20 protein-coding genes and 3 pseudogenes are annotated in these 22619 nt (G+C 60.1%); 17 read left to right on the top strand and 6 right to left on the bottom strand.

Translation table 11 applies throughout. From position 1 onward, the window contains the following. Nucleotides 1-120: 120 nt before the first annotated feature. The 3 genes and pseudogenes from HWY30_RS03025 to HWY30_RS03035 form a co-directional block, all read right to left on the bottom strand. Nucleotides 121-819, bottom strand: coding sequence for a carboxymuconolactone decarboxylase family protein (locus HWY30_RS03025; protein WP_244144766.1), 699 nt, complete (start codon nucleotides 817-819; stop codon nucleotides 121-123). A gap of 91 nt (nucleotides 820-910) precedes the next feature. Continuing rightward, a pseudogene (locus tag HWY30_RS03030) lies at nucleotides 911-1309 on the bottom strand ((R)-mandelonitrile lyase). A gap of 83 nt (nucleotides 1310-1392) precedes the next feature. Next, on the bottom strand, nucleotides 1393-1803 hold the full coding sequence (locus HWY30_RS03035; protein WP_090812246.1) for a (R)-mandelonitrile lyase: 411 nt from the start codon (nucleotides 1801-1803) through the stop codon (nucleotides 1393-1395). A 124-nt stretch (nucleotides 1804-1927) separates the two neighbouring features. On the opposite strand from HWY30_RS03035, the gene HWY30_RS03040 reads away from it, so the two are divergent. From HWY30_RS03040 to HWY30_RS03050, 3 genes are all read left to right on the top strand, one after another. Next, the gene (locus tag HWY30_RS03040) at nucleotides 1928-2830 is read left to right on the top strand and encodes a LysR family transcriptional regulator (protein ID WP_090812247.1); all 903 of its coding nucleotides are present in this window, start codon (nucleotides 1928-1930) and stop codon (nucleotides 2828-2830) included. A 677-nt stretch (nucleotides 2831-3507) separates the two neighbouring features. Then, nucleotides 3508-3786, top strand: a complete 279-nt coding sequence (locus HWY30_RS03045) for an HU family DNA-binding protein (RefSeq protein WP_090812248.1) — start codon at nucleotides 3508-3510, stop codon at nucleotides 3784-3786. Nucleotides 3787-4002: 216 nt separating this feature from the next. Continuing rightward, complete coding sequence (locus tag HWY30_RS03050; protein WP_425199355.1) at nucleotides 4003-4710, top strand: IS6 family transposase; 708 nt, start codon at nucleotides 4003-4005, stop codon at nucleotides 4708-4710. Nucleotides 4711-4911: 201 nt separating this feature from the next. Here HWY30_RS03050 and HWY30_RS03055 read toward each other — a convergent pair whose 3' ends face one another. Then, on the bottom strand, nucleotides 4912-5826 hold the full coding sequence (locus HWY30_RS03055) for a LysR family transcriptional regulator (RefSeq protein ID WP_090812250.1): 915 nt from the start codon (nucleotides 5824-5826) through the stop codon (nucleotides 4912-4914). 160 nt (nucleotides 5827-5986) lie between these two features. On the opposite strand from HWY30_RS03055, the gene HWY30_RS03060 reads away from it, so the two are divergent. The 12 genes from HWY30_RS03060 to HWY30_RS03115 all read left to right on the top strand — a co-directional run bounded on the left by HWY30_RS03060 (nucleotide 5987) and on the right by HWY30_RS03115 (nucleotide 18047). Further along, nucleotides 5987-6367 carry a nuclear transport factor 2 family protein gene (locus tag HWY30_RS03060; RefSeq protein WP_090812251.1) on the top strand — a complete coding sequence of 127 codons (381 nt, stop codon included), beginning with the start codon at nucleotides 5987-5989 and terminating at the stop codon, nucleotides 6365-6367. 28 nt (nucleotides 6368-6395) lie between these two features. Continuing rightward, a complete protein-coding gene (locus HWY30_RS03065; RefSeq protein WP_090812252.1) occupies nucleotides 6396-7487 on the top strand; it encodes a mandelate racemase/muconate lactonizing enzyme family protein in 1092 nt (363 codons plus the stop codon). Nucleotides 7488-7527: 40 nt separating this feature from the next. Next, the gene (locus HWY30_RS03070) at nucleotides 7528-8817 is read left to right on the top strand and encodes an MFS transporter (RefSeq protein WP_090812253.1); all 1290 of its coding nucleotides are present in this window, start codon (nucleotides 7528-7530) and stop codon (nucleotides 8815-8817) included. Nucleotides 8818-9376: 559 nt separating this feature from the next. After that, nucleotides 9377-10819: an ABC transporter substrate-binding protein gene (locus HWY30_RS03075; protein WP_143037336.1), complete on the top strand. Its 1443-nt coding sequence runs from the start codon at nucleotides 9377-9379 to the stop codon at nucleotides 10817-10819. Nucleotides 10820-10830: 11 nt separating this feature from the next. Continuing rightward, nucleotides 10831-11712, top strand: coding sequence for an ABC transporter permease (locus tag HWY30_RS03080; RefSeq protein WP_167368831.1), 882 nt, complete (start codon nucleotides 10831-10833; stop codon nucleotides 11710-11712). 1 nt (nucleotide 11713) lies between these two features. Next, nucleotides 11714-12511 (top strand): ABC transporter ATP-binding protein, encoded by a 798-nt coding sequence (locus HWY30_RS03085; protein ID WP_090812256.1) that lies wholly within the window; start codon nucleotides 11714-11716, stop codon nucleotides 12509-12511. Continuing rightward, the gene (locus HWY30_RS03090) at nucleotides 12508-13380 is read left to right on the top strand and encodes an ABC transporter permease (RefSeq protein ID WP_090812257.1); all 873 of its coding nucleotides are present in this window, start codon (nucleotides 12508-12510) and stop codon (nucleotides 13378-13380) included. The genes HWY30_RS03085 and HWY30_RS03090 overlap by 4 nt, the downstream gene beginning before the upstream one ends. Before the next feature lie 39 nt (nucleotides 13381-13419). Next, entirely contained in the window at nucleotides 13420-13770 is a 351-nt protein-coding gene (locus HWY30_RS03095; RefSeq protein WP_090812258.1) for a RidA family protein, read from the top strand. 366 nt (nucleotides 13771-14136) lie between these two features. After that, complete coding sequence (gene hydA, locus HWY30_RS03100; protein WP_090812602.1) at nucleotides 14137-15588, top strand: dihydropyrimidinase; 1452 nt, start codon at nucleotides 14137-14139, stop codon at nucleotides 15586-15588. A 52-nt stretch (nucleotides 15589-15640) separates the two neighbouring features. Continuing rightward, nucleotides 15641-16618, top strand: a complete 978-nt coding sequence (locus HWY30_RS03105; protein ID WP_090812259.1) for a fumarylacetoacetate hydrolase family protein — start codon at nucleotides 15641-15643, stop codon at nucleotides 16616-16618. A 30-nt stretch (nucleotides 16619-16648) separates the two neighbouring features. Beyond that, nucleotides 16649-16870, top strand: a complete 222-nt coding sequence (locus tag HWY30_RS03110; protein ID WP_143037337.1) for a hypothetical protein — start codon at nucleotides 16649-16651, stop codon at nucleotides 16868-16870. 58 nt (nucleotides 16871-16928) lie between these two features. After that, the gene (locus HWY30_RS03115) at nucleotides 16929-18047 is read left to right on the top strand and encodes a porin (RefSeq protein ID WP_090812260.1); all 1119 of its coding nucleotides are present in this window, start codon (nucleotides 16929-16931) and stop codon (nucleotides 18045-18047) included. Here HWY30_RS03115 and HWY30_RS03120 read toward each other — a convergent pair. Continuing rightward, the gene (locus tag HWY30_RS03120; RefSeq protein WP_090812261.1) at nucleotides 18044-18970 is read right to left on the bottom strand and encodes an IclR family transcriptional regulator; all 927 of its coding nucleotides are present in this window, start codon (nucleotides 18968-18970) and stop codon (nucleotides 18044-18046) included. The two genes, HWY30_RS03115 and HWY30_RS03120, sit on opposite strands and share 4 nt — an antisense overlap. Nucleotides 18971-19284: 314 nt before the next feature. Between HWY30_RS03120 and HWY30_RS03125 the strand changes: the two are divergent. Then, a pseudogene (locus HWY30_RS03125) lies at nucleotides 19285-19658 on the top strand (transposase); the annotation flags it as partial. Between the two features lie 84 nt (nucleotides 19659-19742). Here HWY30_RS03125 and HWY30_RS03130 read toward each other — a convergent pair. Further along, complete coding sequence (locus HWY30_RS03130; RefSeq protein ID WP_090812262.1) at nucleotides 19743-20690, bottom strand: aldo/keto reductase; 948 nt, start codon at nucleotides 20688-20690, stop codon at nucleotides 19743-19745. Between the two features lie 360 nt (nucleotides 20691-21050). On the opposite strand from HWY30_RS03130, the pseudogene HWY30_RS03135 reads away from it, so the two are divergent. Continuing rightward, nucleotides 21051-22486, top strand: a pseudogene (locus tag HWY30_RS03135) (ISNCY family transposase). The last annotated feature ends 133 nt before the right edge of the window (nucleotides 22487-22619 follow it).

Genomic DNA, 22619 nt, shown 5'->3' on the forward strand with positions numbered 1-22619 from the left:
GCGTGTTTCTCCAGAAATTGATAACGAAGGACCGTGCGAAACCACACATCGCGCAGCCAGGCCTATACGCCGGTACTGCAGGAAGCAGGCGAACGCCGCTCACGAGCTCGATTGCATGGCTCACGCCGGGCGTTTTGAAAACACATCCTTGAACACCGGCATCGCTGAAAAAACGTTCGGCCATCCGACGTAGAACGCTAGGTGTGTCAGCACTTCGGACGCTTCGTCTTTGCTCAGCCCGTTGTCCATCGCGCGGTTCAGGTGATAGGGAATCTGTGCGACCTGACCATTCGCGACGAGCGCACTCACCGTCACCAAACTACGGTCGCGCGGCGCAAGCCCCGGACGAAGCCACAGGTCGCGGAACAGCGAATCCGTCGTGTACTCGACCACGCCAGGCGCGACTGCTCCGAAGTTCTCGCCGACCATCTGTGCGCGTTGCTTCTCAGCCGCTTCGTCCAACGGCAGCAGCGTCACGTCGGCAGGCGCAAGCTGATCGGGGCCGATGCTGCGTTCATCGAAGATGTGCCTGGCGACGCCCGAAGCGGCCGTTGCGGTGGCCCACCCCGAGTAAAAAGCCAGGTGTGCAATCATTTCCGAAATCTCGGCGGGCTTCACGCCGTTGTTGAGCGCGAGCCTGAAATGAAGCGGCATTTCGACGGTCTGACCGCGAGCGATCAGCACCGAGAGAGTCACGATGCTCCGGTCGCGCGGCGAGAGTTGCGGCCGCTTCCACAGACCGTCGAACACAGTCTGCGTCGTGTAGCGCTCGAAAGCGGGAGAAACCGACTTGAGGTCGGCGAGGGATGGGGCTTGCATGGATTCAGTCCTTTGCGTATGGGCACAGGCGGACGCGAGGATCGCAAGACCCGCCGCTGCAATATGTCGGGACAAGTGGCGCATTTGCCTGTTACGGCCCGGTGTATTGCTGATCCGTGACTTGTTCGAGCCAGTCGACGTTTTTGCTATCAAGCGACTCCTGAAGCGCGATATGCGTCATGCCCGTGGTGGCGGTCGCACCGTGCCAGTGTTTGACTCCAGCGGGGATCGACACGATGTCGCCGGCTACGATCTGCTGCCGCTCGCGGCCCGATTGCTGGATCCAGCCCCGACCGGAGGTGACGATCAACGTCTGCCCGAGCGGGTGCGTGTGCCAGGCAGTGCGGGCGCCCGGTTCGAACGTGACCATTCCGCCCGACAGGCGCGAAGGCGACTGCGGTTAAAAGAGCGGATCGATGCGCACCTGACCAGCAAAGCGCGGCGTGCCACCCTGGGCGGACGGTTGCGACCCGCTGTGCGCGACCGTTATGCCCGCCGGCTCGGCAACGGCGGCATACGCCGCTAGCGGAGCCCATATCAGCGCTGAAAAGACCAAGGCTGCCGCGAGCTTCCTCATTTCTGATCGCCGCTACCGAGGTATTGCTCGTCCGTCATTTTCTCCAGCCAATTGACGTTCTTGCCGTCGAGCGCTTCCTGAATGGCGATATGCGTCATCGCGGTCGTCGATGTCGCGCCGTGCCAGTGCTTGTGACCAGGCGGACACCAGATGACGTCGCCCGCACGAATCTCGACACGCGCCTCGCCTTCGCATTGCGTCCAGCCGCAACCCGTCGTGACGAGCAGCGTCTGCCCGAGCGGGTGCGTGTGCCATGCGGTACGCGCGCCGGGCTCGAAGGTGACGCTTGCGCATGAAACCCGCGCGGGCGGCGGCGGAGCGTTCAGTGGATCGATCCGCACTTTGCCCGTGAACCATTCTTCGGGGCCTTTCATTGAGGGCTGCGAGCCCGCGCGCTTGAGTTCCATAACGTTTCTTCCTCACAAAATTGGCGACGCATGCGTCGTGCTGCCTGACCATAATCTAACGCCTGGCCATTCATGCGACTAGATGGCAAAATTGGCATGGGCCTATGCTTTGGTGCATTAATCGATGGAAGACTTCAACGATCTCATGGCGTTCATGGCAGTTGCGCGTGAGCGCAATTTCACTCGGGCGGCCGCCCAGTTGGGCGTCTCGCAGTCCGCGTTGAGCCGCACGGTGCGGGCTCTGGAGGAGCGCATGGGCGTGCCGCTGCTTACGCGCACGACCCGCAGCGTGTCGCCGACGGAGACAGGGGAGCGATTGCTTTCGTCGATCGGCCCACGGTTCGAGGAAATCCAGGCGGAACTCGAATCTTTGCGCGCGATGACAGACCGGCCGGCAGGAACCGTCCGGATCACCGCCACGGATTACGCGGCGAACGCCTACGTGTGGCCGCGGGTGCAGACGCTGCTCCGCCAATATCCAGAGATCAAGATCGAACTCGTGAACGACTACGGGCTTTCAGATCTGGTCGCAAATCGCTGTGACATCGGCGTGCGTCTCGGCGATCAAGTAGCCAAAGACATGATCGCAGTGCGTATTGCACCGGATATGACGATGGCGATCGTGGGATCTCCCGCCTATCTGCAGACCGCAACACGAGCCAGGACGCCGCAGGATTTGACGCGGCACAACTGCATCAATCTGCGACTGCCGACAAGAGACTCCCTCCTGGCGTGGGAGCTAAGCAAAGGTCGGCGTGAGTTACAGGTTCGCGTTGAGGGACAGCTCACATTCAATAACGTTTATCAGATGGTCGAGGCAGCGCTCGCCGGCTTCGGGCTCGCATACGTTCCGAGAGATCTTGTAGAGCCGCATGTTGAAGCGGAACGTCTTGTCTGGGTTTTGGAAGAGTGGTTTCCCACTTTCGTCGGGCACCATGTCTATTATCCGAGCCGCCGCAAATCATCGAGGGCGGTGGAACTCGTCGTGGACGCATTGAAGTCTGGTTACCGAAGGCGAGCACCGTGACAGGCACAGATCTCGTTTTCATGCAATCGAAGAGTGGGTCCGCAACTGCCGCTCTGTCCCATAGCTCCTTGGGCAAGCGAGCGATCGGGCTACAAGAGCTACACAGCTGTCAAATTTGACATAATTAAGTTGATCACTTTTCGTGAACTTTTTAGTTAAAATTGTGCGCTCCGGATCCGATTCTGTTTTTCCTGTTGAGCCAACCTACCGCGGGCGGAGCCTGAACAGCGCGGCGCTGCCCGCCAGCACGCGGCAGCGCCCGTCGCAGGCTAACGGACATGCCGGGCAGGGCGCGCATTCGGGTGTGTGCGTCACCGCTGACAAGCTCAGAACAACGGGAAGCAACGCTCAGCCTGTCCCGGCTACTCGGCGGCGCGCACCATTGGGAAAAGTGAACTGTCGGCTAGCCGGCTATCGAACGCTTCGCTTACGGAACTCCGACCATTTTCGGGAAAAATGCATTTGCGGATGCCTCCTCGAGCCTGCTGGCACCACGTGACGGCCGATCTGGCGGGAGGCTGGAGGCGAAAACGTGAACTTTGACGGCAGTGCCACCCGTGAGCGACGTTGGGATGCATCAAGGACAGTTCGGTGGCGCCGCTCTGAAGCCGGTTGCGCACCGGTCAGGGGATCGGGTAGGGTGGCGATATTCAAACCCAACATTTAAGGACATCACCATGATCAAGCAGGACCTCGTCGACGCCGTCGCCGCAAAAGCCGGCACCAGCAAGGCGTTGGCCGCTGAAACGCTCGACGCGCTGCTCCGCACCATCACAGCGGCGGTCACGAAAGGCGACACGGTGCAGTTGATCGGCTTCGGGTCGTTTTCCACAGGTGAACGTGCCGCGCGGACTGGGCGGAATCCAGCCACCGGTGCGGAAATCCAGATTGCCGCCGCGAAGACCGTCAAGTTCACGGCCGGCAAGGCGTTCAAGGATGCAGTGAACGGCGCCTGACCAGGCGAATCAATTCCCCGGGTTCACTGGTCGTCCGCGCTCGCTGCGTCCACGTTGCAGCGCCGCTTCTCACAATCTCACAACATTACAGAGACGTAGATGATCGTGCGATAGAGGGCTGTCGCGACCTACGGAAAATGGCTCTGGTGCAAATAGCGCGGGGGCGAATCGGTTAAGGTGTCCGGCTGAACGAATTGAGAACCGACGATGAGCAAGCTGAAGAGCCTTGACGAACTGTTCGCAGGCCGTCACTTTGACCGCGATGTGATCATTCTGTGTGTTCGCTGGTACCTGCGCTACAAGCTTAGCCTGCGCGATCTGGTCGAAATGATGGCGGAACGTGGTCTGTCGCTGGCGCACACGACGAACCTGCGCTGGGTGCGGCGCTTTGCGCCGGAGTTCATCAAACGGTGGAACCGCTTTGGCAGGCCCACCGGGCAATGGTGGCGTGTCGACGAGACTTACCTCAAGCTGCGCGGCAAGTGGGTCTATCTTTATCGAGCGGTGGATCGGGTGGGGCAGACAGTAGACTTCATGCTCAGCGCCAGGCGCGACGTGAAGGCGGCAAAAGCCCTTTTCAGGAAGGCAATCGAACATCAAGGCCAGCCACCGAAGACCATCACGCTTGATGGTTATGCAGCCTCGCACCGCGCCGTGCGCGAGATGAAGGCCGATGGCTTGCTGCCTGAGGACACAAAGGTCCGATCCTCGAAATATCTCAATAATTTGGTCGAGCAGGACCACCGCAACATCAAGTCCCGGACGAAAGTCATGTTCGGCTTCAAACGTTTCAGGAACGCAGCGATTACTCTCTCAGGTATTGAATTGGTCCATCGTATTCGCAAGGGCCAATTCAGCCTCGCGAAGCTCGGCCTCAAAGATACCGCTGCACCCGCAGTCTGGGGGGCCGTCCTGTCTGCTTGATGAGGTATCCTTTCTATAACAAAAATCTCGTCCAGACCGCCTATTTGCACCAGAGCCAGCCTTTATCGGTAGGCGTGGCCAACGGACAAAGGATCGACTGACACCGGACGGATGACATCGCGTCATGTAATGCGCAGCCGTCCTTCCTGATAACGACGCCTGCATCACCGGTTCACACTCGGTCAGCGCATCAGACCTTCTTCACGCAATAATGCGTCCCGCAGCGACCTCATGCTGTACGACGGAGAGGAGAACCTCGGTGAATGCTTCCGCATGGCGTGACAAAGGCCTGTCAAGGGAATGGAGTAGCCGGCCGCTGATATGCGTGGTCGGTTTAAACGGCCGTACCGTTAGTCCGGCGGGAAGGCCGCCGATGGTTGTAAATGCATCCATGATGGCGAGGCCCGCCCCTGCCTGGACTAGGGCGCAGGCCATCCACGACTGCGCCACCTCAACGGCGATCGTGCGGCGGATGGAAGCGGCGCGAAACGCTTCTTCGATCAGCGCGCCAATAGGTTGATGGCGATTGAAAGAAATGAGCGGGAAGGGGGCGATCTCCTGAGGTCCAACAAACGCATGACCGGCCAGCACATGCGTCTGAGGCAGGACGCAGACGAGTTCCGCGGTGCATAAGTGGCGAGCCTGCGTATGTGCATCCTCGACCGGCGTCAGGACGACACCAAGATCAACCCGGTGATCGGCGACTGCCTCTACGACTTCCTGATTGGATATCGTTTCGACGATCACGTGCACATTCGCATATTGCGTGCGAAAGGCTGCGATCGCTTGCGTCACCAACGTGTTGCCCAGCACGGGCGTTGCCGCAAGCGTGAGCATGCCGGTTTTCAGGCTCTGCAGGTCCTCGGCCCGCCGGCTGACGGCTTCCATCGCCGCCGTGGCACGGACGATCTCCGGCAAGAGCAGGCGCGCATCGAGCGTCGGCACGAGTCTTCCGCGCTCGCGGACGAAGAGCGGGAAACCGAGACGCTCCTCCGCCTGCTGCAATGTCTTGCTGACCGCCGGTTGCGATATGTGCAGGCGCTCCGCCGTGGCGGTGACACTGCGGGTTTCGATTGCGAACCGCAGCAGTTCCAACATCCGGAAACTGAGGTTCATAACCTGTTACTCATGGAAACCTTCCTTTTTATCATTTGACGTTAAGGAGTATGGCTCGCATTGTAGGCGCCATTGAAAAGCGACGAAGGAGGCGTTTTAAGTGACGACTAATCAGCCATTATCGGGCTCGGTCCCGTCTGCATCTGCAGGAGGGACGCCCATGAGCTCCGACACAGTGATCGAGGAAGGTTTGTCCCTTCTCGATGCCTGGGCCGAGGCATTCAATACCCGAGAGCCGGCACGTGTCGCCGCCCTGTATGCGGAAGACGCCTTTCTGCACGGCACCTCGCAAGCCCGGTTGCGCGTCGGTATGGCGGAAATCCGCGCTTACTTCCGTGGCACGGCGACCGTGGAATTCGGTGAACGGCATTTCGTCGGCCTTTCCGACGGCAACTTGCTGAGCGTCGGCAACTACCGCTTTTCAAGGACGCAGGACGACGGCCGGGAGATCGGGGCACCTGCCCGTTTCACCTTCCTCTTCCAGCGAAGGGAAGGCGTCTGGAAGATATTGCATCACCACTCCTCAGCGGAACCCAGCTGAGACTTCTTCGCAGCGAGATGAGCATCCCATGAGAATTACTTCAGTCGAAACCATTCTGCTTCAGATTCCTTATGACATCGGTGGTGGCCCGAAGGCGATCGCCGGACATCCCGCGACCATGCTCAACATCTTGCTGGTCCGCATTCAGACCGACGCTGGGATCACCGGCTGGGGTGAAGCCTTCGGTCATGCCGTCGCTCCCGCCACCAAGCTGGTGATCGATAACATGATCGCGCCGATGCTGATCGGCCGGGACCCCACCGATATCACCGCCCTGATGTCCGAGGTCAATCGCAACCTGCATCTGTTCGGACGCAACGGTCCGCTGGTCTACGGCGTCTCTGGCGTAGACATCGCGCTTTGGGACATCGCTGGCAAGCGCGCGCGCCTGCCGCTGCACGCCATGATCGGCGGCGCCGTGCGTAAGGAATTGCCGGTCTATGCAAGTCTGCTGCGCTATGGCGAGACGAGCGCGCTGGAAAAGAACCTACGGCTTGCTGCCGAACAGGGCTACCGCTACATCAAGCTCCACGAGGTCAACCCAGACCTTATCGAAATGTCGCGCGATGTCCTCGGCCCGGACATCGAGATGATGGTCGACACCAATTGCCCCTGGACGCCCGCCCAGGCTTGCGCGATGGTCGAGCGGTTGCGTCCGCTCAACATTTACTGGCTGGAAGAGCCGATCTGGCCGCCGGAGGATCACGCCGCCATGGCGCGACTGCGCGCCAAGGGCATGCCTCTGTCGGCAGGTGAAAACGCCGGCGGTCTCCACGACTTCAGAAAGATGTTCGAAGTCGGGGCGGTCGATATCGCCCAGCCTAGCGTCACCAAGATCGGTGGCATCACCGAGGCGCTGAAAATCAATGCCGTGGCCGAGAGTTTCGGCGTCCGCGTCGTTCCCCATTGCGCCTATTTCGGCCCCGGCTATCTCGCGTCGCTGCATATCGCCGCGTGCCTGGAGCAGGAGGCGCCGCTGGAGCGGCTGTACATGAATCTGGAAACAGCGCCGTTCAGTCCGTTCACGCTGCCGCGGCACGGGAAGACCTCCGTGCCGCAGGAACCCGGCCTGGGCTGCGATCCTGATGAGGCGCTAATCGCGCGCTACCGCGTCAATTGAACGTCACCTAGAAAAACAATTATTTTAAAGGAGGAGATAGATGAATCCCGCCACACAAACGATCCCCCGCAAACGATGGACACGGGTCCTGCTATGTCTGCTGGGCCTGTACATCATCAACTTTATCGACCGTAACAACCTCGGCTTTGCCGTCATCGGCGGCATGAACCGGGATCTCGGTATCGGCACGGCAGCAAGCGGCCTTGCCGGCGGCCTGTTCTTCCTCGGCTATACCATTCTTCAGGTGCCTAGCGGGATTCTGGTCGAGAAATACGATGCCAACCGCCTCATCATGCTACTGGCGATCGCATGGGGCGTGGTCGCGATGGCGACCGGCTTGGTGCGTAACGGCGCGGAACTGCTGATACTGCGATTTCTGCTTGGCGTGATCGATGGCGGCGTTTGGACGATGATCCTCGTTGTTCTCGCGCGTTGGTTCCCCGAGAACGAGCGCAGCACGTCGAACGGCGTCTGGCTGCTGTGCCTGCCGCTGTCGTTCATCATCATGGGCCCCCTGTCGGGCGTGCTGCTCAGCCATTTCGACTGGCGCATGCTGTTTGTGTTGCAGGGCTTGCCGGCCGTCGTTCTCGGAGTAGTCTACTATTTGACCGCCGCCAGCCGTCCGCAGGAGGCAGCGTGGCTATCCCGCGAGGAGCGCGACTATATTCTTGCCGGGCAGCAGAAACCCGGGAAGAAGGCTTCCGCGCAAGACTACAAGAACGCGATCCTGAATCCGCAGGTTCTGCTGATGAGTGCGGTGTACGGCTTCTGGCTGATCGGCGCGACAGGCATGTTCATGTGGATTCCGGCGATCGTCAAGACGCTTTCTGGCGCCGGCATCACCTATACCAGCTACGTCTCGACGCTTCCGTATATCGCGGCAATGGTCGGACTGCTGGTCGCGGGCCGGATCTCCGACAAGACAATGCACAAGAACCGCGTCGTCGCCATCGTGCTGCTCGGGTTTGGCGTCTTCCTGCTTCTGTCGGTGCTGGCGCATAACTATCTCCTTTCGCTCGCGTTTCTGGTTCTCAGCGGGACGTTCCTCTTTGCGGCGCATGCGCCTTTCTGGGCCATTGCCGCGGAGAACTTTCCGCCGCAGCTGCGCGGCAGCGCGATGGGCATGATTTCTTTACTGGGCAATCTCGGTGCCTTCGTCGGGCCCTATACAGTTGGCTACATCAATGAGAAGACCGGGTCTTTCTCGAGTGGCATGCTTCTCCTGGTGGCTAGCCTCGGCATCGCTGCGGTCCTGGCGACCCGGATCCGTATGATCGGGATAGCTCAGCAATTTGAGGCGCAGTTGTACGAAAAATCGGGGGAAGCATGAGCGCTCGTTGGACCGCGGAGTATCCGCTGGCTATCCCAAGGCGTCGCCAATGCCCGATCAATTCACTCCGTCCTAATGGCGGGGAGCTACGTCGAGTGGAGTTATGAGTCTACCAAAAGGCTGATCATGCGCCGCGCGACCCGTATCTGCAGGAACGCCAGTTCCTCCGGAATGGGCAACATGAAAAAAGCCTCGCAGAATTAAAACGCCCAAACATAGCGGGAAGAAATCCGGCAGTCCAACCGGTCGGGACTGGCCACATGCCACGACGGTTGCGAAGGAGCCCGGGTGCTTTGCCCTGCAATTCGCACAACGCCATTCCTGCTTCGAAGTCCTGCTGGAAAAAGAGCTGCTCGGGTTTTTTTGAGCGGACCAGGTCACGTATCAGCGTAAGCCCATCAGCATCACCTCAGGCGCGCTGTCGCTGGCATTTCATTTCATCTTTGAAAAACTATAAGTCATTGAAAGATAGAAATATTTTTTTGTCTTTCCAATGCGCGGGAACGGCGTCTCGCGGCGATTATTGACGCGATATCTTGATTGTCAGTCGTGTAGCACCATGACTGCTGCGGGCCGGGTGAACCGTGCCGCTTGCCGAGTCTTTCCGCAACACCCACCTGAATTGCATTCCTTTATTTTTTCAGCGGCCAACGGGTTTTTGACTATAAGGAAGTTGACGATGTCGAAATCAGATCTTTTCCATCCCTTCAAGCGGGCAAGCGTGGCGACCGCGCTGGTCAGTCTGGGACTCATGACGAGCATCTCGGCATTTGCCGCGGACCGCTTCGTGCCCGCGCCGCCTGAAGCAGGGACGAGCATCCCCCAGCAGCAGGTGAAGTTCGGAATGCGTCCATTTGCCGACAATACGTTCTACGTCATTGCGATGCAGAAGGGCTGGTTCAAGGATGTCGGCATCGCGATCGACCCCGCACCCCAAGGGCTCAAGGTCAACGACACCAACGCAACTGCGCTGCTGCTCAACGGGCAGGTGGATGTGATCAGCGAAAACTGTCCCAACATGCTGCCGACCTACAAATCGGCACGGACGCTCAAATGCGTCGGTTTCACGGACAACTTCCTCGGCAACGCGATCCTGGCCAATCCGCGCTTGCACCTCAAATCGTTCAAGGACTATACCGCGCAGGGCATGAGCTTTGATGCCGCGCTCCACGCCGCACTGGCTCCGCTCGAGGGCAAGACGCTAGTAGGTCCGCCGCAAGTGACCGACCGGCCGTTCGAAATTCTCGCCTCGAGCATGGCCAAGGTGAACTGGAACCTGCAGGTGCTCGATGATTCGAAATCGGTGGTACTCGCCCGTGCCGGTCGCGAAGACTTCGTCAACCCCGACGGGGCGCCGATCGTCTACTCGCTCGAGCAGGCAGGATGGACCGATGTGCTTGATGTGGGCGACATGAACAAGTACGCACCTGCTGGAGCGGGCTCGCCGGTCGAGCATCTGGTGACGGTCGTCGGCGTTGGCGCCAACGGAAACTTTGTGAATAGCCACCCGAACGCGATGCTGCGCTTCATGTCGGTGGTGTGGCGTACCCTCGACGCGGTCAAGAAGGATCCGTCGCTGTTCGCGTTGCAGGCGCCGTATCTGAACAGCGTGGCCGGCACCTCGTTGAATGCGAAGGACGTACAGAATGCAGTGGAGCGGCTCGATCCGTTCTCGACGTATGACTATAACGCCACGTATTTCACTGACGAAAAAAATGTGTACTTCTACAAGAACGCGTGGTCAGCCATCATCGACGACATTGCCGCCAGCGGGATCATCCGCAAGGGCTCAGTCACGCCGGAAGATATCGTCTGGGCCGCGCCGATCTGGCAGCAGATGAAGGACTATCAAACCAGGACCGATGCCCTTTTGAAGACGCTTGATGGCGAAAGTCTCCCGGCTGACAAGGCCAATCTTCTCAAGCAGGCACATCAGTACTACACATGGTTCGATTTCCTGGATGCCTATCGTTTCGCAAGTGCCGCAAGCAGCAAGGCATAAGGAGTATTGCGATGTTTCGTAGTACGGCATCAGAAGTGACAAGGGCAGGCAACCGGACGCGACTCCCGCGTCCGCGACTCTCGAGTTCCGCGTTCTGGCGACGCTTCGACCCGCTGGCGCTTCTCGGGATCGTCCTCGTGGTGTTGGCCTGGCATATCGCCAGTTGCTTCGTGGCGGAGTCGATTTTACCCTCGCCGTTGAACGTCGCCAGACGCATCGCTGCAGACTTCTGGGTGGCGCGAGAGCTGACCTACTATGGGCTGGGTAACACAGGACTTTTCGGCAGTCTGGTGTTTACCGGTGTCAATGTCCTCGTTGCCGTCTTCGCCGGCTCGCTGATCGGCATCACGATTGGCTTGCTAGCGGCCCGCTCGAAATGGCTGGGGCCGCTGGTTCAGCCGGTGATGATGACCGTTGGCACCGTGCCGACGCTGGTCATCGCACCATTCTTCCTGATCTGGTTCGGCGTGGGGCGGGGTAGCTCGATCCTGCTGGTCCTCGTGTATTGCGCCGTGATCCTCTATGTGTTTGCCCAGCGCGCTGCCGACAACCTGGATCCCGTATTCGAGGATTACGCACGCACGCTCGGCGCGAGCCCACGGCGTGCGATTCGCGATGTGCTGATCCCAGGTACGGTGCCGCAGATTCTCGGTGGCATCCGCATCGCGTTGGCGGGTGCGTGGGGCATTGAAGCGATCGTGGAACTGCTTGGCGCGCAACAGGGAATCGGCAAGATTGTTTCAGTACTCGCCCAGTCGATCGACATAGAAGGCATTTTTGCCGCGCTGGTGATGTTGGCGATTGTGGCGATCGCATGTGATGTATTGACCGCCTGGGTAATCGAGCGTTTGGCCCCGTGGAGCCCCGCTGCAGCCCGGCATAAGGAGTGGTGAAATGGCTTCGCTTATTGATGGCTCGACGATTACGGCCAGCAACGTGTCACAGCGCTTCAGGCGCGCCGACGGGCAACTGGTGAATGCGCTCGCTTCGGTCAGTTTCACCATCCCGGAGGGCCAGTTCGTCTGCCTGGTGGGCCCGTCGGGCTGCGGCAAAAGCACCTTGCTGCAAGTCATGTCGGGCTTGCTCGCCGCCACCGACGGCACGTTGGAGGTAGGCAATAAACGCGTGACCCAGCCCGCCCCCGAGCGCGGCGTGGTGTTTCAGAAGGACAGCGTATTTCCGTGGCTGCGCGTGATCGACAATGTGGAGTACGGCCTGAAGTGCGCTGGCGTTGCCAAGGGGAGGCGCCGCGAGATCGCTGAACATTACCTCGAACGAGTGGGCTTGAGCCACGTCAGCCGTGCGTGGCCACGCGAGCTGTCGGGCGGCATGCTCAAGCGGGTGGCGATCGCGACGGTCTTCGCCAACGGGGCGAATGTCCTGATGCTCGACGAACCATTCGGCGCCCTCGACTACGTGACGCGTCGGCAACTGCAGGAGGTGTTGCTCACGTTGTGGGGCGAGACGACCGGAAGCGGCCATCGCCGCACGGTTATTTTCGTCACCCACGACGTCGATGAGGCATTGCTGCTGGCCGACCGCGTACTGGTGTTGCGTGGCGGCCGGCTGGTGGACGACCTCGCGGTTGCCGCGCCGCGTCCGCGCAATACCGACAGCCTGTTGCGTGCCGATCTCGTACAAGCCAAACATACCTTGTTGAATCACCTCGGCCTCGAGCGGAGCCATGCATGAACCGTCAACTTTCGCGTGGCGGCCAACTGGTTGTCTCCATACTTGTGCTGCTCGCCATGGCGGGCGGATGGCAGGTGCTGTCACTGATCTATACAGCCGAAGCCGCACCGGGTGAACCGTTGGTGCCCGGCTGGCAGGTGCTATTCACGCAGACGTTCCAGTCGCTGTCCGATTACTGGCCCGGCGGTCTTGGTGTGCCATCGGTGGCCGAAGGCGCACCGCGCAGCTACACGGCCGCTACGCTCGCGGTCCTGCTGCATTCCTGGGACACCATGCTGCGCCTCTATACCGGGTTCGTGTGCGGTGCGGTGGGTGGAGCGATCCTCGGACTCGCGGTGTCGTGGTCGAACTGGTCGCGACGGCTGGTGAACTTGCCCTTGCAGTTCTTGCGCACCTTGCCTCTGCTCGCCATGGTGCCGCTGTTCGAATTGTGGTTCGGTACTAACTTCGCAGGCAAAGTTCTCTTCGTCGCCTATGGAGTCGGCGTGATCTTCTTTGCCGGGGTGGTCAACGCTGTGAGCAATGTACCGCAGTTGTATATCGACTATGCACGCACGCTCGGCGCCTCCCGCTTACGCCTGTACCGGACGGTGATCATTCCCGCGATCCTGCCCGAACTGCGTTCTTCGATCCTGCTCAGCCTGGGCACCGCCTGGGCTGCCGTGCTGGGGGCCGAGTATCTCGGCGCCCAGTCCGGCATCGGTTACGTCATCGAGTATGCGAGCCAGTTCGGTTATGTGGATCGCATGTTCCTGATCGCGCTCGTGATCGTTGTCTACGCATCGATCAGCTATGCGCTGTTCAACTGGCTGGCGTCGAGGTTGCTCGTGTGGACCCCGGGAGCCCAGCCACGCCGACGTGCCGCTTAACGCGGTCGTTTTCAACCCCCAGCTACTTCAAGGTACGACATGATTGAACGCATAGATTCCGGCAAACGCTTGAGCAAGGTCGTGATCGCCAACGGATTTGCTTTCCTCTCGGGCTTTACTGCCAATGGAGTCACCCCGGGCGACGTCCAGGCGCAGACCGCTGACGTGCTGGCGCAAATCGACGAGTTGCTGTCCAAAGCCGGTACGTCAAAGTCAAAAGTGGTGCGCATTAACATCTGGCTCGACGACATGCGCGATTTCGACGCCATGAACGAGGTCTATGAGAGTTGGATCGATCCGCAATGTCCGCCGGCGCGTGCGACTGTGGAATCACGGCTGGCGATAGAAGGGACGCTCGTGGAGATCATGGCCACGGCGGTTGTCGACTGACGTTCGCGGTGATCGCAGCCGCGTGTTGCGGCAAGCCCGCGTATGCATCACAGGAGTCAAAGGGGCCACGTCGCCCCTTTTTGCTTTTCTATCGCTGCCGTCCGTCTTTCAAGCGCGCCGCGCGCCGTGCTTGAGATTCCACCTATTAGCAGCGCTAACACATGGTTTTCAAACGATTTTTTATGTCCATTCCGACGCCCGGGATTTCCTTCGCGCCGCCCGTATGAACGGCTATTTTTGATCTCTGGCACATGCCGGAGAACGGTTGGCGCTGAACGCCCTGCCGTTGCCGGTTCAAGAGAGTTCCGCCCGATGAACCTGCCATTGGCAGGCTCGGTGCGGCAGCAATCACTACTGGAGAGCGTCATGCAAGCAACAGTCATCCGTGGCGGCACGGTTATCAATCATGATCGCGCGTTCAAGTCCGACGTGCTGTGCGTCGACGGGGTCATCGCCGCCGTCGGACCCGACCTCGAAGCGCCCGCCGGCGCGGAGATCGTCGACGCGGGCGGGCAGTACGTGATGCCAGGCGGCATCGACCCGCACACCCACATGCAGATGCCGTTCATGGGCTTCGTTACCATGGACGACTTCTATACGGGCACCGCAGCGGGCCTTGCGGGAGGCACCACCACCATCATCGATTTCGTCATACCCAGTCAGCAGCAGCCCCTGATGGAGGCTTACCGTACCTGGCGCGATTGGGCCACCAAGGCCGCGACTGATTACACGTTTCACGTGGCGGTGACCTGGTGGGATCAGAGCGTGCATGACGATATGGGTACGCTCGTGCGCGAAGAGGGCGTCAACAGTTTCAAGCACTTCATGGCCTACAAGGACAGCATCATGGCCGACGATGGTGTGCTCGCCAACAGCTTCCAGCGCTGCCTTGAACTCGGGGCAATGCCTACCGTGCACGCGGAATTCGGCGAGATGGTGTTCGTGTTGCAGCAAAAGCTGCTGGCAAGCGGCATCACCGGCCCTGAGGGTCATCCTTTGTCACGGCCGCCTGTGCTTGAAGGGGAGGCCGCGGAGCGCGCCATCGCCATCGCGAAAGTGTTCGATGTGCCGGTGTATATCGTGCACGTCTCGAGCAGCGATGGTGTGGATGCGATCGCGCGGGCTCGAGCTCGCGGGCAGAAAGTCTTCGGTGAAGCGTTGGCGGGTCATTTATGCGTGGACGATTCGGTCTATCGTAGCTCCGACTTCACATTTGCAGCAGGCCATGTGATGAGCCCGCCGTTTCGTGCGCCGGAGCACCAGACGGCGCTTTGGAAAGCATTGCAAAGCGGGACGCTGCAAACCACCGCTACCGACCATTGCTCCTTTTGCACAGCGCAAAAGGCTGCCGGTCTTGGCGACTTTACGAAAATACCGAACGGCTGCGGCGGCGTGGAAGAGCGCATGCTGGCGGTGTGGGATGAGGGTGTGAACCAACGCGGCCTAAGCCCAAGCGAGTTCGTTAAGATCACTTCGACCAACGCCGCACAGATGTTCAATCTTTACCCGCGCAAGGGACTGATTGCAGTGGGCGCCGACGCGGATCTGGTGGTATGGGATCCGCTGGGCACCAAAACGCTCTCGGCGAAAACTCAGTTCAGCAAGAGCGACTTCAACGTATTCGAGGGCCGCACTGTAACGGGCATTCCGACCCACACGATATCCGGCGGAGAACTTGTCTTCAAGCAAGGCGACTTGCGAGCCAGGGCCGGGGCAGGGCGTTACCTGAAGCGGCCGGCGTTCACCGCGGGCTTTGACGTGCTTGGTCGCTTCTCCCGAGCCGCCGGTGCTGCGACTAGTTCGGGCAACGCCAAATGACGGGCTGTGTGATGGTCAGCTTCGAGAATGTCCGACTCTTCCCAGGATCAGTATGAAACTCGCTTCGCTAAAGTCCGGCGGCCGGGACGGCACGCTCCTCGTGGTGTCGCGCGATCTGCAACGCGCGGTGGTGGCCGGGCCGGCCGCGCCGACGCTGCAGTTTGCGCTGGATCGATGGAATGAGGTGGCCCCTGGCCTTGATTTGCTGTACCGGCAGCTCAACGACGGTCAGTTGGAAGATGCCATTGCTTTCGACGTCCGCGCTTGCGCCGCGCCCCTGCCGCGCGCCTATCAATGGCTGGATGGCTCGGGTTTTCCGAATCACATGCGAGTTATCAATGGTGCCGCCAACGCGTCGGCGCCAATCGCACTGCCGGCATTTCCGTTGATGTATCAAGGTGCGTCGGATGACTTTATCGGCGCGCATGACCCGGTGCGCCTGCCTGCCGAAAGCGACGATATCGACTTCGAGGGCGAGGCCGCCGTGGTGCTCGACGATGTGCCAATGGGGGTCCTCGCGCAGGACGCGCTCAAGCATATCAAGCTGGTGATGCTGCTCAACGACATCAGCTTGCGTGCGTATGCGCCTCGCGAAACTGCGGGCGGCTTCGGCTTCATCAATGCGAAGGGCGAGACCAGTTTCACGCCGGTTGCCGTGACACCCGACGAACTCGGTAACGCGTGGCGCGATGGGCGCATCGAATTGCCCATGCGAGTGTCGCGCAATGGCGAGTGGTTCGGCCATCCTGGCGGTGAAGCCATGCACTTCACTTTTCCGATGCTGATCGAGCATGCGGCGCGCCGGCGCAACCTGAGAGCGGGTACGATCGTTGGTTCCGGCACGTTCTCCAACGCGCAGCGAGACGTGGGTTCGGCCACGATCATCGAGAGGCGCGCACTCGAAACCGCGGATGCCGGCACACCGCAGACGCCTTACTTGCAGTTTGGCGAGACGATTCGCATTGAGATGCTGGACAGTGCAGGGCAGTCGATTTTCGGTGCCATCGACCAAAAGGTCCTGAAGAGCTAAGACCTTTGACTAAAAGAGCACGGCGCGCAAATGAAAATGAATAGCCGGGGTTATGCCCCGGCTTTTTTATATTTTGGTCTACTGGGTGAATTTATCGATCGGGAAGAACACGAAGCACACCAGGTGCAACACGCGAAAAAGCCTGCCGCCGAAGCCCGAAATTTCGCTGAATTGTTCTTCTATATCACTGTTTTTAAATGGCTTATGGATCTTGTTCCATGGCGCAGAATTGCTCTATTGCTCAGGTTTTAGCGGGATAACTTAGGACGACTTCAAAGTCGTCACAAACTTCTATCCTGGAGCCTAATTCATGAAGCATCTGTTGTCGAAAGCATCGTTTCACATGATCGCATTGCTGGGATTGAGCACCGGCATTGCGCACGCGCAAAGCAGTGTGACCTTATACGGGGCGGCGGACGATGGACTGTCCTACGCCAACAATCAGGGTGGCAAAAGCAGTCTGCAGGCTGTCAGCGGTATGCCCACCGGTAGCCGCTGGGGGCTCACCGGTGTGGAAGATCTCGGCGGAGGTCTGCAGACGATCTTCACGCTGGAAAATGGCTTCGACCTGAACACGGGGGAGCTGGGTCAAGGCGGCAGATTGTTTGGACGACAAGCATTCATGGGCCTCGCCGGCAAATTCGGCACGCTGACTTTCGGCCGCCAATATGACCTGGTCGTCGACTATGTGCAGCCGCTGGCCGCCAACGGGACGTGGGGCGGCGCGTATTTCTCGCACGCGGAGGACGTCGACAACATTAACAATAGCTTCGTGGTCGACCGTAGCATCAAGTTCGCCAGCACCGACTACGGCGGCTTCCGCTTCTCCGGCATGTACAGCCTCGGCGGGGTGCCGGGACAGTATGGCGAGGATCAGGTCTGGAGCGTGGCTGCAGGCTACGACAGCGGTCCGCTGCATATCGGGGGGGCCTATCTCGACATTCACAATCCCGAGACCGCAGTGCAGGGCAACCAGAACACCCCCACCTTCACCAACGTGATCTACGGCAACTATGTTGCGGCGGCGACCAGCCAGAAGATTGCGGCACTCGGTGCCGCCTACACGATCGGCAAGCTCAAGATACTTGGCAATGTGTCGGGTGTGGTGTTCAAGGACGGCAGCGACGGTCAGGACGTCAGTTTCGGTACGGCCGAAGCCGGCGCAGGCTGGCAGATCACGCCCGCGACGCTAGTCGCTGCCGACTATGGCTATGTGGCGGGCAAGGTGGACGCCACGGGTCAGCATCCTCGCTACCATCAGTTCAATCTCTTTTCGAGCTATTCGCTTTCGAAGCGAACTACGGTGTATGCGCTGGCGGTGTATCAGCTCGCGGTGGGCGATGCGCAGCAGGCGCAGATCACGGGCTTCAACGCCTCCAGCACGAATCGGCAGGTCGCCCTGCGTGCTGGTCTGCAGCACGTGTTTTAGCGTGCAGCGGCGGGCAGCCCCGGCGAAGACAACACGTCGCCTGGCTGCCTGCCACCGAAGGCGGCCGTGATTTCTCGCGCCGCGAGTATCGTGCTGTTGCCGAGTTCTTCCAGGCGCTGCATCGTTACACGCAGCGTCGAACCCACCACGCTAAGGGCAGCTACCGGCATCGACAATTCATCAAAAATGGGCGCGGCTACGCAGCGTACCCCGAGAGAGGTCTCTTCATTGTCTATCGCATAGCCCACGCGGCGTACTTCCTGCAATTCACTATGCAATGCCGTCGGGCGGGCAATTGATTGATTGGTGAGTCGTTGTAAACCACCGCGCTGGACGAACGAGGCAATTTCCGCGTCTGACATCGCAGCGAGAACGGCTTTGCCCATAGCAGTGCATGCCAACGGCGTCCGATTTCCGGGTCTGGACGACGCGTGCATCATTTCACGACTTTGCATTTGCAGCAGTAACAGCATGTCGTGTTCGTCGACACAGCCGAGCTGGACGGTTTCGCCACTGGCGTCGCGCAGGCGGCGCATGGCTGGCGTAGCGAGTTCGGTCAATTGGCGGCGCCCTCCGAACACAGCTCCGACCGAGAAACACTGCGCGCCGACAAACCATAACGCCCTGTCGCGTTGAAAGCAGACAAAGCGCCTCTGCTCCAGGGTGGTCAACAATCGGTGTACGGTCGATGCCGGCAGGCCGGTTCGTTCGGACAGGTCAATTAATCTGTAACCCTGATCATCTTCGGCGAGGATTTCAAGCAGCGAAAGCGCGCGCAGCAAGACCTGGACGGAGCTCTTATCCTCACGAACGATGCTATGTACGTTCGCCTCAATTTTACGTCGAGTCTGTGTTCCGCGTTGCATTTCTTGAGACCTCCTTTGCGCTGAAGGGAGCGCGTGCTCTCTCGCGATGATGTCCATATTCGGGTGCCTTCGAAGCGATTGCAAGTTATGTGCCAATGGTTTTGCCCGCCTTCAGACGGCCGGCGAGCGCCAGCCGTGACCGATCGCTCTTGATACCGCATGGCGATGATGCACAGTTTCGGCGCACTTCACCATTTTCACTCGATGAGTGCACCGTAACAAGTCGCAACATGCTGCGCGCTGACCGGCCGTGTATCCGGCTCAACATCTTCTGGACCCGGAGCCTACGGTCCGACCGGTTCTCGTAATGCGGAGCGTCGCGGAGGTGGGGAATATACGCAGCGAGCCTCGCGGCGAGCGAGCTGCGGCTCGCTGTGGTGGGCCACGCGGATGGTTTCGCCGAGCGGGCCAGCGCGTTGCTGCTGCTCGGCTGCATGCCAGGCGGCCCTGTGAAGACAATCGGTGCCGGCGAGGCTTACGACACCCGCGATTTCATGAACGATTGTCGGGATCGTAACGTGACGCCGCATATCGCGCGCAACGATGAGCGCTCTGATGGCAGTGCGATCGACGGCCGCACTTCACGGCACGAACGCTTCCGGATCAGCCAGATCCTCCGCAGGCGTATCGAGGAGCATTTCGGCGAGGGGGCAAAACGGTCGGACGGACCCGGCGGACGGTTTATCGCGAGATCCGAGGCGCCAACCAGCACTTCAAGCTGACGACGCTTGCGTGGAACCGGTAGTCCGGCCGACGATCGTACGTCCGGGTTGGCTGACGTTCCACGCCGGGTGCTCTATTTGCGAATCCATTCCGACCGTTCAGCGTACTAGTCACTAGCCTTATTGAGCATCGCAATCGCCTCGGACGGCAGAGGAATCTGTGCGGCTGCCATCAGGTCGTTCAGTTGATTAAGCGAGGTGGCGCTGGCAATCGGTGCGGCAACGGTTGGCTGCGCGATCAACCAGGCCAGTGCGATCTGTGCGGGTGTCTTGCCCAGACCCTGTCCAACTTCGTCGAGTGCCGCGAGAATGCGCATGCCTCGCGGGTTCATGTAGGGCTTGACCGCATCGCTGCGCGCACTGTTGGCCAGGTCCCCGGCCGTGCGGTACTTACCCGTCAGGAAGCCGTTTGCCAATGAAAAGTACGAGAGCACGCCGATGTTGTACTTCTCGCAAACACCCCGAGCAGCACTTTCGAACTCGGCCCGGTCGTAAAGGTTATAGTGCGGCTGGAGCGTCTGATAGGCGGGTAGTCCTTTGCTGCTGCTGACCTGGAGACTTTCTTCGAGTCGGGTCGCGGTATAGTTCGAAGCACCGATGGCTCGCACCTTTCCTTGCTTGATCAGGCGATCGTAGGTGTCAAGGGTCTCCTCGAGCGGTGTCCCGGGATCGTCCTCATGCGACTGGTACAGATCGATATAGTCCGTGTTCAGCCGCCGCAATGACGCCTCAACGGCCTCGGTGATGTATTGCTTCGACAACCCCTTTTGGCCCGGTCCCATCTCCATGCCCACCTTGGTAGCAAGCACGATCTTGTCCCGCTTGCCGCTGCGGGCTAGCCATTTGCCCAGGATCGTCTCGGACTCGCCGCCCTTTAGCCCTGGAATCCAGTTCGCATAGACGTCGGCTGTATCGATGAGATTGAAACCCGACGACGAGAAGGCGTCCAGAATGCTGAACGAGGTTGCTTCGTCGGCAGTCCACCCAAAAACATTTCCGCCCAAAGCAAATGGCGCGACGCTGATACCTGTATGACCTAACTTACGCTGATCCAATTTCGCTTTCCTCTTGATTGCTTAGCATGATGTTGGCGTGCGCTGTACGCACCCGCGATGGCCGGCAAGTACCGGCCGCAAGGCCGGTTAGCAACGGAGCTTCGCGGCTGGCAACAAAGGTAACGCGTCAATAACGCCGCTCCGGCGGCTTTTCACACAGTGGATTTTGGGGCGCAACTTCTTATAGTTCATATGCTTACGTGAACTTTTAAATGAAATTGCTGTTGTCGAGGCTTTTTTGAAATGTCGGGGTCTGGGCTAATTAGAGTTTTTAGTAATGTCCGATTCAGGCTCATTAGAAATGTCCGATTTCCGCCCTGAGGCGCACGCTGTCGCGATGCGTTGACCCAGGGGGCAATCATGAATGGGCGTGGCCTGATCACGGCAACCATGCGCGAACTGGAACGAGTCAAGGTCATCGAGGCGGTCATTGAAGGCCGCCTGCGCTGCTTTCAGGCAGCCGAGCGGCTGGACCTCTGTGAGCGCCAGATCAGCCGGCTGTGCCGGCGTTATGAGGCCGATGGTCCAGCCGGGCTGGTGTCGGGCAAGCGTGGCAAGCCGAGCAACCGTGAGTTGCCCATCGATCTGCGTGCACGGGCCATGGCACTCGTGCGTGAGCGCTACGCCGATTTCGGACCGACACTCGCGTGCGAGAAGCTGGCCGAATCTCATGGCCTGGTGCTGGCAAAGGAAACCGTGCGGCGCTGGATGCGCGATGCCGGGCTGTGGGTGCCGCGCCGGCAACGGCCACCGAAGATCCACCAGCCGCGGGCCCGGCGCGCGTGCCTCGGCGAACTGGTGCAGATCGACGGCAGCGACCACCGGTGGTTCGAGGACCGGGCGCCAGCCTGCACACGCTGGTGTATGTCGACGACGCCACCAGCCGGCTGATGGCGCTGCATTTCACGGCCACGGAATCGACGTTCAGCTACTGCGAGGCGACGCGGGCGTATCTGGAGCGCTACGGCAAGCCGGTGGCGTTCTACAGCGATCGGGCCAGCGTATTCCGGCCCACGTACAGCCGCACCGGCGCGCGGGGCGTCACGCAGTTTGGCCGGGCGATGTACGAGCTCAATATCGACACCTTCTGCGCGAACTCGAGCCCCGCCAAGGGGCGCGTGGAGCGCGCCCACCTGACGCTGCAGGACCGGCTGGTCAAGGAGCTGCGGCTGCGCGGCATCCAGACCATGGAAGCGGCAAATGCCTGGGCGCCCGCCTTCACGGCCGCCTACAACGCGCGCTTTGCGAAGCCGCCGCGGAGCACGTTCGACGCGCACCGGCCGCTGCGTGACGATGAGGATCTCGACGCGATCCTGACCTGGCGGGTGATGCGCAAGGTGTCGGAATCGCTGACGGTGCTGAATGACCTCATGATCTGGCTGCTGGAGGACACACCGGCTACGCGCCGGCTGATCGGCCACTACATCGATGTATGGGAGTACCCGGACGGTCGCATCGAACTGCGTGCCGGTGGCGTGGCGCTGCCCTGTGTGCCATACGACAAGCTCGCGGAGATCGACCAGGGGGCGGTCGTTGAGCACAAGCGGCTGGGTCATGCGCTGCAGGTCGCGCAGGCGCTGCAGGCCCAACGCGATAACCGTCGTGTATCGGGCTCGCCGTCACGCACGAATCGCGGTGCAGCGGTACGCAAACCGGCAGCCTCGCCCGGCACGAAGAAGCCGCGCGCATTCACGCAGACCGATCTGAATGAAACGATCCTGCAGCTCGTCACGCAATACACAAAACAGCCAAAGGCAGCATCAAAAGCAGGCCGTCGGTCTGCAAGGGCACACTGAACGGACTGACACGCCCTGCCCATTCATAAGCAGTCCTTCAACACCGGATGAGTTGAAACCCGTGAAAGACAGACTCCACACCAACCCCTGAGATCAGACATCTCTAATTAGCCCAGACCCCGACATTTCAAAA

The sequence above is a fragment of the Paraburkholderia tuberum STM678 genome, from assembly GCF_902833905.1.
Taxonomy (GTDB): Bacteria; Pseudomonadota; Gammaproteobacteria; order Burkholderiales; family Burkholderiaceae; genus Paraburkholderia; species Paraburkholderia tuberum.